The following is a 12929-nucleotide window of genomic DNA, read 5'->3' as shown; positions in this document are numbered from 1 at the left end:
CCCTTAGCGTTTCCCCAATACTTGTTCTTTCTTATCGTCAGAGGCTATTTCCGTTGTATAACCCGGCGCCAACATCAGATTATGAACACCGTATAGCGCCTGCCTGTTCCGAAGCCACAGGTGATACTCTGCCCCTTTCTGACTATTATCTTCAGTATCTTTTAGGCTGTGATCTTCCGTACAGTCCACGTTCCATCGTCTAAGTACATAACCCGCCACGGCCGCACGCACATTGACCTTTAGTACACCCTCCTGCATGGCGTAATCCATTTCAATAGTTTCCGGGTGTGGCAACTTCGGGTGCGCCACCAGCTCCATCTCAACGATGCGATTCCATTGGATGTCCGCTTCACGTGTTTCATGTTCTTGTGGTTTACCATCAGTGATTACTGGATCTGCGATACGGGTAATGACGAAGTCAGTAAATAACTGGCGTTTGCGGTCATAAGCCCGCACGTGCCAACGCAGACCATTGTCAACCAACGCAAAGGGGGCTATTTCACGACGGCTTAATCCTGATCCGATTGAACGATACTGAATGCGAACCACCTTCTTGTGGTGGATAGCACGCGTGAGAACAGCGAGTACCGGTAACAGGGGGCTATTCAGCTCGGCCGGTGTTTCGCAGGGAATCATCGGCTTGTGGCTACCAACAAAATCCTCACCAAAGCCTTGAGAGAGTGCTGCCAGTACCTGGGCAGGTGAATAATCAAAAAGGGGCTTGAACGCCTCGGACATTACATAAGATTTGGCCTTGGTGTCGTATTCGAGATTTTTGGGCGCCAGCTCTCTATAGAGGGTGATATCGCGTGTCGCAGCCGCCTCCCCTATACCAAACCGGGACACAAGATCACTTCGACCAATCTCCCCCAGGAAATAGGCCCTGAAATCAATGTGGGATAACCGCTCTGTTTGTGCCTGGCTTATTTCTGACAGATGCACCGTAAATTTTCTCCCCTGGTCCAAGTAGTCAGATATTCTGCCCTAAAATGACGCTTTATGGTAATCTTTTTTCTTATTGCGCTCTTTTTGGTCTATTGACATCATCATTTTGATGATTATAGAATATCCGCAGGGTAGAGATGGTCTCTACCTGCTCTTTAACTTGCACAGGAGACCAACATGGCCACCAATCCTCCCAAAGGCGACGGACACCGAAATGGCGCTGTCAAACAGCGCTCACAGACCAGGACCCCTGCTGGCAACTGGGTTAAACGCGATGCCGAGACCGGGCAATTTATGGATGTCAAAACATCCAGCAAAACCCCTTTCAAAGGCGTAACAAAAGAGAAGTAGTGAACTGCCCCCTTGCTGTATGGGGGCTCATTCAATAGTTGATATCGGAGGATTCCCGATGACCAAGATCCAAGGCGCGGTGATTAAGGAACAGGGTGTGACTTTTGCGATTACTGTGGTGAAAAACCATATCTTGAACTCACAGATACAGTGCCAGCAGGCAGCGCAATCTTTCCAGCCCCTGTTCCCAGGCATGCCGGTCGTGCTGATGGGACAGGATGCACACGGCACTCCTACCTACTGGGGTCGAAAAGATATTGTGAGTTTCTTGCGGAACATCCATCCGAGTCGGATCCCCTGGAAAGAATATACGTTCAATTGAGGGCAACGAAATGATCGACATCTCTTTTGAAATAAACGGCAGGAAGGTGTCTCCACGAAACGTGGGGGATGCACTTGAGTCTGCCATGCTTCAATCAGTACAGGACTCGATATCCAAAACTGTCGGATCGGCACGCTGCCCTGAACATGGCCAGAAACCCAGAATCAAAGTGAAAGGCCGTAATCTTGATTCACTGACATTCGAGGTGTCTGGGTGCTGTGACAACTTGATTAATGAAGTGAAGAGAAAACTGAAATAACTGAAGGAGAACCCATGAACGGTCCTACCCACCAATTCGCGGGCGCTATTGCTGCGCTTGTCATGACCCAAAACGATACGCCAGAGAAATCTTGCGCCCTGCACCATCCTGCTGCTGCCATACCCGTTGGCGCATTCTTGGGAAGACTACCGGACATGATCGAACCTGCCTTAGGAAACCCAAACCATCGACAGTTCTTCCATAGCGTCGTGGTGCTTGGTTTATTGGCTGCAGGAATGCGTAAGGTCTACCATTGGGAACCGCAGGATGAAGTCGAGAAAATAATACGAGGAGTCTTATTGGTTGGCGGCGCCGCTTATCTGAGCCACTTGGCGCTGGATGCGCTAACCAGCCGGTCACTGCCGTTCGTTGGCCGAGTCTAAAATATCAGTGTAGGCCAAGGCCCCATTTTCATCGGCTATCATTCATTGATGAAGTGGTGTGATGATTCATCAGTGATCTTCACTTTGGCGCTCTGATGACCGTGACCATTCGCATCCCAGAACAGAAAGGAATAATCGATGAACGTCATAAAACGGATTCTCTCGCTTATTAAGGCTGGTGTTGTCTTTTTGGCTACGCTTGTCGGAGTGCTTGCATCGACCGATAAACCGGAAGCCAATGATCGCCCGCAGGGTGATGGTTCGGACCTATTCGGTGAACACAATTTTCGTACCGGACGAGCTGATTCAGGTGCTGATCCGGACGGCTGGTATGAAGATGACATGTAGTCACGGTTTACCTCTTTATCCCTTTTGAGATTGCCGCCTTACCGATACTCCCTCCCTGCCTTCCTGCATCATCAGCCGGTCGCGCCAATGGTGAAGTTGCCGCTGTAATAGAGCGTCCGATATTTACCCCCGCCCACGCCATCATCCCGCTCCACAGCAACGGCAGGCCCAGGTACAGACTAGTTGTGATCATGTTGAGCAGCATGCGTTTAATGTCATGTTCGCCGGGGTTGGCGAAGATCTGCAGGAAGATGTTGACGTCCGGATACATGGACATGATGAGATTCTGATCCACCCACAGCGCCAGGTACCAGAGCACGCTCCAGAACTTGACGGTGAAAATGGCCATGGCGCCGATCACCATCATGGAGATGGAGTAACGCGACAGCACCACCACCATGGGCAGCAAGGCATAGATGCCGAGCAGGAGCACGGCCTGCACCATGGGCAGTGCCTGCAGGACCGCGGTCATGGTCACCGAGAACATGGCCGATGCCGCGACCACGCCGCCTGAGGCCAACCCGCCTTTCACGATGTTCTCCGCATTGCTCACCAACCCAGTGCTGCCGGAGTTGTTTGCCACGAGGTCATTGTTCGACCAGCTCGGCGGGGAGTTGGTGAGTACGATGCGGGCGACGGCGTCATTCTGCTTCTCACTGGCCAGTGCCGGTGCCACGGCGACAACGAGGCCTGAAAATCCGGCGGATGTTGCATCGGCCTCGTTAATCAGCTTTTCTCTTAGACCAATCGAGCCGTCTTCCCACCATTGTTTGCAGTAGGGCTTGCCCCAGGTGGGTGGAGCGGCCAGATCGTATTCCGTGTCGCGCGCCGCATTGTAGGTCCAGCCTGAGACCTGCATGGCTGGTCGTAGGGTGTCGTAATAACCTGGTGTGTCGCGATAGACATGTGATCCCATCCAGTCGGGATCGTCCGGCCCGTAGGTACCCAACAGAGCGTTGACCGCAGCCGTTGCCGGCCGCTCGGCCTGGTATTTCGAGCGCGCCGGGATGTAACACTGACTGAAAAAATCACTGACTTCCTGTCGCAGACGCGGATCCGCAATGGTGGCCAGACGGGCCTGTTGTTCATAGGTACGCATGTCCGCTGCAGAGGGCAGCCCTTCGACTACCGCATGGTTCAGACCTGATGTCATGGCCAGCACCGCATACCACCACACTGGGATGTTCACCGTTGCCGGCGAACCCGTAAACCCGGTTGTGCCGTAGGTACTCTGAGAGGCGGCGACGGTCGCCGTGGTGGGTGTGGGGTCGATCAAGGTCGGCGGCGGTATGTAACTGAGCGTGCCGGCGTTCAACGGCGTTAGCGCGGCCGGCTGCCCGGCCAGAACAACGACCAACAACGCGATGAAAATTTCCATCTCCATACGGCGCAGCGACAACCCGGTGACGGTGCCGAACTCGCCGCCTTCGGCCGGCTCCCGCCAGTTGTCGATGAGGATACCGAGAAAGGGCAGGAACACGATGCCCGTTCCCACCAGCACATCCCAAAGAATGCCGTAGAAGGCCCAGCCGAACAAAGTAGTAAACAGTTCCAGATAGCTGTCGACGGTCATGCACCGGCTCCCTGCAATGCAGCCATAAATCGGCCCAGAAGATTCTGTCCAAGCATCAGTTCGATTACGACCAGCCAGGTTACGATCCGCCAACGCAGCGACAGCAAGCGTGCCGCCCCCGCTTCATCAACACGGCCCCATCGATGGAGGCCTTGGATCAACGCTGGCCATGACAGTGCCACCATGCCGATCAGCAGAAATCGGATCGTGGTCAACACGGGCTTCAACACGTCGATCCGGGTCTGGATTACACCGACGGACGAGGTTTGCACCGAGTGCCAAAGAAAGGCACCAATGCCCAACGCCAACCCGAATGCCAACAATGTCAGCATTACGAACCAGCGTCTGCGCATCGCTAACCGGTTACGGGACGCGGCCATTGGTCAAAGGCCTGGGATCGATCGTCGGTACGGTAGGTGTGTTCAAGGACGACTGGCGTCGTGCCGCTGCGCGCTTGAGCAACATGCTCACGGTGTCGGAGACCACTTCCTTGCGCACCCGGGTCTCGAACAGAAGGTTCTCGATTTCCTTGTCCAGTTCAGCGATGGAGGTGTCGGCATGCTCGCGGGCCACCTCGGTGGCATAGACCTCCGGCACCTGCCGGCCCGTGAGTAAGAGCCGGCGGGCGAACAGGGCCTTTTCCACCGTGCGCGCGGTACTGATCTCCGAGACCAGCCGGCCCATGATCAGGCCCTGCTCGGAGGCTGGCATCTCCCGAATTGCTTCGATGACCTGGCGCGTGATGGCCACCCCAGGCGCGGTGATGTTCTCCAGGTTTGCCAGCGTCGGCGGCGTCGCACCACTGACCAGGTTCTGAATCTCCACCGTCACCGTGCTCGACTCTTGATAGAGTTTTGGCAACAGACCGGTGCCGGGAATACTGTCCTTGCGGCAGGTGTCACAGGTGGTGACGATGTTCTCGCCGACTACGTCCACCACCCAGTCTCTGGCATCGGCGGGTGTGGCCCAGACCTCGGACAGCCGGGTTGCCGATGCCGGCGGCACCGGTCCCACCGCCGTGACGGGCCGGTTCATGTTGAGGTTGTAACCGGCCTTGACGATATCGCCGGTGAACTCCAGAAGCGGCTGACCTGAACCACCAGCCTGGCCACCGATCCATGGCACACCGTTGTCACCATTCGATGTCTCAACCGCATCCTTTGCGGTCACGGCATCATTGCCACCGACGCCCATCTGTAGTTTCCAGTCGTTGCCTTTGGATAAGGTGATGAGATCGGCATAGGGATTCTTGCCCTGGGCGATCTCGGCCTCCATCTGTTCGCAGGACTTGGTGGCAAGCTGCATGGTCTCTTCGGCCTTGAGCAGCGCATTCTGGAACATGTCATAGAGTCCGGGGTTGGCCCGTTGCAGGATGAGCGCCGGTAGGGACGCGATAGCGGCACTCGCCGCGGCGGTCATGGCGTTCAGCATATTGTCGACACCGGAACTGATGTCATTCAGCGTATTGGTGACCGCCGCCACGGGATCGAACTTGCCGCAACTGTAACCGAGTCCGAGCTGCGCCGAGCCACCCAGGGTGACCGAGACCACCGAGGGATTGGCCGGCACCGATACCGGCTCCGCGCCACCGATCTCGTAATACCACAGGCTGTCTTCCGTCGGCGCCTTGGCGGCGTAGACGCTGTTCCATACAGACAGGACGATCAGCAGTGACGCACATGCCTTGCGTGAAATGATCCGTGTGGATCGATGGGTCGTGGCCATTGGGTATCCTTGCTTGTGTCTCATGGCGGGTAGGAAATCCAGTCGATATCGAACAGGAACCACTGGCCGCGCCGCTGACAGCATTTGTAGGGACGCCAGAGATTCCAGACATAGTCGCCCTCGCTATCGACCTTGCCACCACCCCAGCCCGTCAGGGTCGCCAGGTCATTGGTACCGAACACATCACAGCTCGTCTCGGTACGCGGCACCAGCATCTGCCAGGTGCCGGTGCGGCGGTCTTTCTCCATCAGCGGGCCGGGCGACCACACCCGCTGGCTCGATGACGACGAGGCGGTGACCGAAACGTACACATGCGGTTGCCCCGTGCGGGTCACGATGTCCCCCGCCCGCTGCGCGTTGATCGCCGCGGCCTTGGGCTCTTCGGCCTGCGTGGTCCAGCCGGTACGCGGATACACCCCACCCCAGGTCTGCAACGGCCAGGTGCCAATCTCACGCAGCCCCGGAATGAAACTCGCAGGGTAGAAAATCTCTGGCACTTCCTGACGCCAGGACAGGGCATCAAGGCCGGACTGGAAATACGGCATGAAGGACGTCGTCTCCGTCTCGCACAACATGCCCACACCGGCGACGATACCGGAGAGAGAACTGAGCGGATGGCCGATGGCATCCGTCTCGCGGAAGATCATGTTCTTGTGATCGCGATTACCGGATGTCCCTTCGGTGCGGTTGCCGGCGCTGTCGATGGGAACTGGCAGCAGCGAACCGAGCAATCCCGTGGCCGCCGTCTTCTGGGCGAGACCCAGGGTCGCTCGAATCTCTGTCCAGGGGTTGCCACCCAATTCGTTGTAGCTACTAACAACCAGATCCGAGTTGTAATGCCCGACCTTGAGAGAGGTTCTGACACTGCAACCAAACGGTGTACACCGCAGCCAGAAACAGGTGCCGATGGGCATCCACTGCATGCACGACAATGCCGCGGCCGTGGTCTTGGCCACGATCTCTGGCGTAGTGATAGAACCCGCCCTGCCGGCAACTGGCATCAACAGTAACGCGGCCAAGCCAAGCGACAGAAACCGCTGCCCCCTCATTGCTTCCGACCTGCCTGCCACTGCTGATACCAATGCAATGCTTCACCGATGTCGGTCACACCATAGATCGCAACCTCCCCCCCGAACACGATAGCGGGATAGCGATCGACGCCGTATTGAAGCGCCTTCGCCAAGCCCATCGCGGCGCGTTGCATCCGCGCGCGATCATCCTCATGCAGCTGCTGGAAGCGTTGTAGTACGACGCGTTTGGATTGCTCTGGATCGGCCGTAAGGTCTTTAGACAGCTTCGCCTCGATGCTTTGGATACCGTCCAGCTCGTAGATTTGCAGTTCGGACGTCGGGCGACCTGGAACCGGGCTTATGACAGCCCCACCAGTGATGGGCAGATCGGATGAGGTGAACACTTCAATGACTTGGGGAGTCACCGCCTCAATCCGGGCTGCCTGTACGACATTGCCAGCGAGGATCACGAGAACAAGTGACACCCAACTGGCGAAACAAATTGAACGTGTATTCCCTGTCATTTCCACGAATAGCCCACTGACAATACGATGGGCTATCGTGGCTCACCTGGTGGGGATCACGGAACCGAAAACTCATTCAAGGTGCGGGGTGCTTTTTGTTTTCTCTAGGCGGCGTTAGGAAGCAAACTGCGTGGAAGAGTGTTAGCAGGAAAATGGCCTTACTATTACTTCAACAAATCGTTGACTGCTGGCGGTTCTGACTGCCCACGAACAGACCGCACAACAGCATCAGGCGGCTCCCGTAGTCCGCCGGCAAACTCAATGATAAAGTTGACTGCATCCGCTAGGCGATTCCTCAAGAAATCTTTTTCTCGACAGCATTCCCCATATAACTTATAGGACCGACCACATCCGCAATACTCATCTTCTTTTAGCTCTAAGATTCTTTCGTACGGATGAAGAACTGCCTGTTGACCAGGCCAGCGACCGAAAACTTCCAAATAAAGATGTCGCAATGCCCAGAGGGTATATAGGTCCAAAAGCTCTACGATAGGATCGCCGAAATTCCATGTTCCATCTGTTGGATGAAACGCACATATCGAACCGTCAGGGAAATTCGTATGACGAGATCCAATCCACGTTAACCCGCCAAGGGAACATCTCCAGAAACCCCAGGCACGTACGATGTTCCTCTCGTAGGAAATCCCAACAAGAAAAATGGCTGCCTTCTGAAGTCCTGGTAACAATGAACTCTCAGTCAGCAGCCATAATCCGTCTGCCTGTTCCCACACTTTTGTCCCCGGATAAGCCCGGTGAATCGCATCTAGCTCGCCTTCATAGCGGACTTGAACACTTGTGCAGACGAACGGTGTGGCTTGACGGGGCGACCATGATCTTCCGGCCGTCCTTTCCCCTCCGGGGGGCCCTTTCCGTGGTTTGGTTGCGGATCTTCTCTGTCTTTCATGATGTTTCTCCTCGCCCAAGGTTGAAGGTACGGTAAGCTCGCTGGGCGTTACGAACCCGCCGTTTTTGACTCTCGGAAATATTCGTTGATCGAGCTGGGAGCCGATTTTCCGTAATGCATTTTCTATCGCCACGTCCACGACTCTCTCCCAGATTCCTTACTCAATCACCTGATCACTTGTGTTTAGTCGGGTCGACCAATCGATATTTGGAACCGGGTGTTGGCGTCGGCGGTAGAGGCTCCCCCCTAGTTACGGTTCGTTCTGCTCCCTTTCCGCCACGAGGTCCGATAATCTCGTACTGCCCCGACTTCGGAGCTTTTTGCCCCGGCTTGTATTCACTACGTTTACCCATGAGTAATCCTCCACAGTATGTTGTCTGCCCAGACAACAGTCCTGCCATTTAAAACCCACGTTCCGTACCAATGGAAACGCGGGTCTGTTGTCCAGTCAGACAACAATGTATACTACCCATTCATTAAATACAAGCCCCTATCGGGAGAAGAAATGAAATTAGCCGAATATCTCACACAAGCCCGGGAACGAAGAGGGCTGACCCTACGACAGTTGCAAGATAAAGCGGAGAACCTAGACCACGCCTATATTTCACGCTTGGAAAAAGGCGATAAAGATAAGCCCTCGGAATCCACAATTAAGAAGCTCTCGAAAGCATTGCGATTGAATGAGCGTGAACGCCAAATCTTTGCATTATTGGCAGATAGGGAAATCGACGATGCCCTATACAGCATCATGGTGTCTCGCCCGGATATTGAATGGTCGTACCTGGAACCCGTGGCAACGATGAGTTTTCGAGGTGAGCGGCCTAAGTCAGAAGATGATTGGCTCAAAATGATCAAGCTTATCCAAGAACTTTAGCGGATGCTCCCTGATGGATGATGTCATTGCAATCTCAAAAGCGCGCGGTCTCCTGAAGGATCTCCGCATAAATCAATATCCCGTCGATGTTAACGCCATCGCCGCCCAGCTAGGATTCCATATCAAAAGCAGCGATCAACTAGGTCCCAACGAAGCTGGACACGTCGTAAAGCTACCTGATAGACACATCATTGTCGTCAACAGCAACGATCTGCCTCATCGACAACGCTTTACGATCATGCATGAAGTCGCACACGAAGCGCTTCAATTACCATCTAATCATGGAAATAAGATTTCTTCTAATCAACTCGAGTCGTACACTTCCCGGCCTCGTGAAGAAGTACTTTGCGATGTATTTGCTGCTGAATGCCTAGTCCCGTGGCATTTGATATTGCCATTAACGGAAGAACTGCCATATGAAATTTCCACTATCAATAAACTTTCGGATGACTTCCAGGCATCACGCACTTGTGTAGCCTCAAGATTTGCACAAGCATCAAGAGAGTTGAATATTTTCGTCCTCGCCGAAAATGGGGTCATCAAAAACGTGGTACCTTCTCGCGCTGCCAGAGAACAGAGATTCTGGATCAATATAGGCATCAAGTTGCCAACAGGATCTGCAGCTGACAGCGCATTAAGAACTGGTCAAAGTGAGGCGACTGCTGATTCGGACGGATCAATTTGGAGTGCAAGCGACTCCGCCTCCCGTTTTGCGTGCTACGAAGAGGCTATTGTGTTGGAAAAATGGGGGCAAACTTTCTCAATGCTGACGCTGGAAACGATCTATGACACAGGGCGTAACTCCCATCGGGAGTCTTCAGATGAAGATGAACTACTACCCGAACTAACTGGCGAATTGCCATGGCCAAAACGATAAAACGTCGTTGACCACAGTTGCGCCAGCACCTGACACACGATGATACACATCCAAGCACGCACCCATGAGCGCATATTGGCTCATCAAATACTGATACTTCAATTCCCACGATTGCCTGCAATCCGCTCTGCGATAACATAAACCGCCTCAAGCTCGCTGCAGTTCCGCTCACGCATGATGGCGCCACGCTCCGCCTTCTCGTGCTTCTCGGTCATGGCCAGTGCCAATGACAACGGCGGCGGCACGTTGCGAAGCAGGGCTTCGAGATTGTCGGAGAGCACCACACCCTCGACGTATTTACCGGGCTCCTTGCGGGCCGAGAGTAGCAGGCTGCGCTGCACGTCGGTCAGGTCCTTGAAGCGCGCGATCTGCTCGACTTCTTCTTTGGGCATGACCAGACACAGCCACCACTCCATCATGTTGAGCATCTTGCGACTGGCGTCGGGGAAATCCTCGAGGTTCTGGGTGGCGATCCAGAACCAGGCGCCGAGCTTGCGCCACATTTTGGTGATCTTGACCACGTAACGGGCCAGCAAGGGATTGGTAGTGATGATGTGTCCCTCGTCGGTCACCACCAGGGTGGGCCGGGCGTCGTGTTGGTGGCGCTCGACCAGATCGTTGATGTGGCTCATCATGGAAATGTAGGCCACGGTGAGCTGATCCTCGTAACCTTCCCGTGCCAGCATGCCCATTTCCAGGATGGTGACATCGGCCTCGGGCCAGCGGGTGCCTGGCCGGTTGAAGAAATGGCCGGCCAGGCCGGAGCAGAACAGCGCCATGCTGTCGCCCATCTCGATCGCGCGGTTGCGCCGGTGTTCGGGCAGGTTTTGATCGTGTCCGATGGCGTGCAAAGCGGTGACTACATCCTCGGTGATCACTTGATCCCTGCCACTTTCTTTTACTGTCTTCGCAGCCAGGAAAATGGCATTCCGTATCAGTAGCCGATCGGCCCGGCTCATGCGCGCGTCTTCGCGCTCGTCCCCGCCGGTGATCATGATCCGGGCGGCGATTTCCATTTCACCTAAAATATCCCGACCGCCACCTTCACTTTCGAGCTCATCGTCGTCATCGATCAGCTCCTCCGGATCCTTGGGAATGTGTACGCGGCGTTCTTTATCCAACACGCGTAACGCATCCGCGAACGGTGGCAAGCTTACATCTACATTCGGGTTCAAGGTGACCTGGTTGACGGAGACGTCGTGGGCCTGGAAGTGCTGACCCAGTAACGAGAATGAACCACCTGCCTCAATGATGAATATACGTGGGCGGTACATTGCGGCCATCTGTTGCAGCAGATAAACCAGGAGTGCCGATTTGCCCGCCCCGGTGGGACCGAGGATCAGCATATGAGCGTTCTTCTTGCGGTCGGCCCGATGCAACGGATCGAAGGTCAAGGGTTCGGCGCCACGGTTGAAAAAGACCAAGCCTGGATGACCGGTTCCCTTCGATCGGCCATACAGAGGTAACAGATTGGCGGCATGACTGGAGAAGACCAACCGTGAACGGCGACTGGACTTGTCCATCGACACATCATAGGCCATCGGCAAGTTACGCATGTAGCTGTCCAGTGCAAGCAGATCCGCTTCCTGCAGTATCGGTTGCAGGCCATTGGGCAGCAGTAATGCATTCAGCTGATTCACATTGGCGCGCAGTGACTTGGAATGGTCACCGCGCACGTAGAAAGCAATACCCAGTGGATAAAGCTTGTTGCCCTGTGCCATCTCCCGCTCGACGAGTTCTGCATCCTCGCGTGTCAGTGCGGCCTCGGCGGAATCGCCCACGGCGGCACGCTTGACCTGGGCGATGTGGTTGCGGGTGAAATCCTGCGGTTTGACCGTCAAGGTCAGTACCATCACGGTGTGCTCCGGCAGGCGATCGAAAAGCGAGAAGACGTGGTCACCGGCCTGACGTTCGGCAGTCATGTGCCCCACCTCCGGTGCCCGTCGTAATCCCTGGATCGTAACCACGGTGTGCGGCAGACCATCGAACCACCATGTCGAGGTTTCGTTATCCGAACGCGGCATTGTGAGTGTGAGCCGCTCGGCCAGGTCATAGCCAAACGGGAGGTCCTCGTCGCCGGGATACGGGGCGACCTCTAACAGCTTGTCGGGATCACCGTCTGCGATCGCGGGTTTTGGATTGAACCACTTGAGCAACCATTCGTAGAGATCCTTGCCGGTACTCCGTCGCACGCGAATGCCAGCCGAGGCCAGTGAGGCGACCCACTTGGTCGCCACATCGTTCATTGCTTCTTCGACTTCGATAGCTGGAGGCAGCTTTCCCTTTGTTTTCAAGCGGCGATAGAGTGTCGCGCGTACCCGGCGTACTTGTCCACGCCAGTGGGTACCCGTTACGGCGGTATCCTCGAACAGGCCGCCGGCACGGGTTATCCGATCCAGGTGCTGCGAGAACGCGTCCTGAAAATGCCGGGTGAATACCGTGCCCTTGGCACCCGGCTGTGCATAGGCCGCGACTTCTTTCTGAAAACCTTGCAGGCTCGGTTCGTCCTGCACATAGACCTGTAAAATCCAGGGGGCATCATCGTCTTCGGGAATGGCATCGGTGAGTGCCGTCTGGATGGCATCGCGCAGTTGCGTCATGAACTGGGGTGTACGGGCCTCGGTACCGACGGGAAGGATCTCGAACAAGGCGCCCACGCTGACGCCGTCTTCCAGCAGAAAGGTGCGACTGTCCGGGTCGTACTCGACCCAGGGCAAGAGATCAGTAAAGGACGGTGGACGATCATAAAGACGCTTGACCGACGCCGTGGTGACGGGCGCTTCCGCGGGATCGTGAGCCTGCTTCGATGATGCGCGTGACAGAAACTTTGCCAT

Annotated in this window: 14 protein-coding genes; 6 read left to right on the top strand and 8 right to left on the bottom strand. The window is 55.4% G+C overall.

Annotation, left to right across the window (positions count from 1 at the left end; translation table 11 throughout):
- Window positions 1-3: 3 nt before the first annotated feature.
- Window positions 4-936, bottom strand: coding sequence for a WYL domain-containing protein (locus K8I04_09495; GenBank protein ID MBZ0071943.1), 933 nt, complete (start codon window positions 934-936; stop codon window positions 4-6).
- A gap of 186 nt (window positions 937-1122) precedes the next feature.
- Between K8I04_09495 and K8I04_09490 the strand changes: the two genes are divergently transcribed.
- The 4 genes from K8I04_09490 to K8I04_09475 all read left to right on the top strand — a co-directional run bounded on the left by K8I04_09490 (window position 1123) and on the right by K8I04_09475 (window position 2608).
- Window positions 1123-1296, top strand: a complete 174-nt coding sequence (locus tag K8I04_09490) for a hypothetical protein (protein MBZ0071942.1) — start codon at window positions 1123-1125, stop codon at window positions 1294-1296.
- 58 nt (window positions 1297-1354) lie between these two features.
- Window positions 1355-1618 (top strand): hypothetical protein, encoded by a 264-nt coding sequence (locus tag K8I04_09485; GenBank protein MBZ0071941.1) that lies wholly within the window; start codon window positions 1355-1357, stop codon window positions 1616-1618.
- A gap of 273 nt (window positions 1619-1891) precedes the next feature.
- A complete protein-coding gene (locus K8I04_09480; protein MBZ0071940.1) occupies window positions 1892-2260 on the top strand; it encodes a metal-dependent hydrolase in 369 nt (122 codons plus the stop codon).
- A gap of 138 nt (window positions 2261-2398) precedes the next feature.
- Window positions 2399-2608, top strand: coding sequence for a hypothetical protein (locus K8I04_09475; GenBank protein MBZ0071939.1), 210 nt, complete (start codon window positions 2399-2401; stop codon window positions 2606-2608).
- A gap of 7 nt (window positions 2609-2615) precedes the next feature.
- Here K8I04_09475 and K8I04_09470 read toward each other — a convergent pair whose 3' ends face one another.
- From K8I04_09470 to K8I04_09445, 6 genes are all read right to left on the bottom strand, one after another.
- Window positions 2616-4181, bottom strand: coding sequence for a conjugal transfer protein TraG N-terminal domain-containing protein (locus K8I04_09470; protein ID MBZ0071938.1), 1566 nt, complete (start codon window positions 4179-4181; stop codon window positions 2616-2618).
- A complete protein-coding gene (locus tag K8I04_09465; protein MBZ0071937.1) occupies window positions 4178-4513 on the bottom strand; it encodes a hypothetical protein in 336 nt (111 codons plus the stop codon). The genes K8I04_09470 and K8I04_09465 overlap by 4 nt, the downstream gene beginning before the upstream one ends.
- 31 nt (window positions 4514-4544) lie before the next feature.
- Window positions 4545-5906 carry an integrating conjugative element protein gene (locus tag K8I04_09460; GenBank protein MBZ0071936.1) on the bottom strand — a complete coding sequence of 454 codons (1362 nt, stop codon included), beginning with the start codon at window positions 5904-5906 and terminating at the stop codon, window positions 4545-4547.
- 20 nt (window positions 5907-5926) lie between these two features.
- Window positions 5927-6955 carry a TIGR03756 family integrating conjugative element protein gene (locus K8I04_09455; protein MBZ0071935.1) on the bottom strand — a complete coding sequence of 343 codons (1029 nt, stop codon included), beginning with the start codon at window positions 6953-6955 and terminating at the stop codon, window positions 5927-5929.
- A complete protein-coding gene (locus tag K8I04_09450) occupies window positions 6952-7386 on the bottom strand; it encodes a TIGR03757 family integrating conjugative element protein (protein ID MBZ0071934.1) in 435 nt (144 codons plus the stop codon). Before K8I04_09450 ends, K8I04_09455 begins: the two co-directional genes overlap by 4 nt.
- 1131 nt (window positions 7387-8517) lie before the next feature.
- Window positions 8518-8697, bottom strand: coding sequence for a YjzC family protein (locus K8I04_09445; protein ID MBZ0071933.1), 180 nt, complete (start codon window positions 8695-8697; stop codon window positions 8518-8520).
- Window positions 8698-8849: 152 nt separating this feature from the next.
- Here K8I04_09445 and K8I04_09440 point away from each other — a divergent pair, with 152 nt between their 5' ends.
- Both K8I04_09440 and K8I04_09435 read left to right on the top strand, forming a co-directional pair.
- Window positions 8850-9218 carry a helix-turn-helix domain-containing protein gene (locus K8I04_09440; protein MBZ0071932.1) on the top strand — a complete coding sequence of 123 codons (369 nt, stop codon included), beginning with the start codon at window positions 8850-8852 and terminating at the stop codon, window positions 9216-9218.
- Between the two features lie 13 nt (window positions 9219-9231).
- Window positions 9232-10095, top strand: a complete 864-nt coding sequence (locus K8I04_09435; GenBank protein ID MBZ0071931.1) for an ImmA/IrrE family metallo-endopeptidase — start codon at window positions 9232-9234, stop codon at window positions 10093-10095.
- Window positions 10096-10193: 98 nt separating this feature from the next.
- Here the strand turns inward: K8I04_09435 and K8I04_09430 are convergent, their stop codons facing one another.
- Window positions 10194-12929, bottom strand: a complete 2736-nt coding sequence (locus K8I04_09430) for a conjugative transfer ATPase (GenBank protein ID MBZ0071930.1) — start codon at window positions 12927-12929, stop codon at window positions 10194-10196.

The sequence above is a fragment of the Gammaproteobacteria bacterium genome (genome assembly GCA_019911805.1).
GTDB lineage: Bacteria > Pseudomonadota > Gammaproteobacteria > Thiohalobacterales > Thiohalobacteraceae > JAHJQQ01.
The sequence above is the reverse complement of the archived record's forward strand: the minus strand, read 5'-3'. Positions and strand labels throughout refer to the sequence as shown.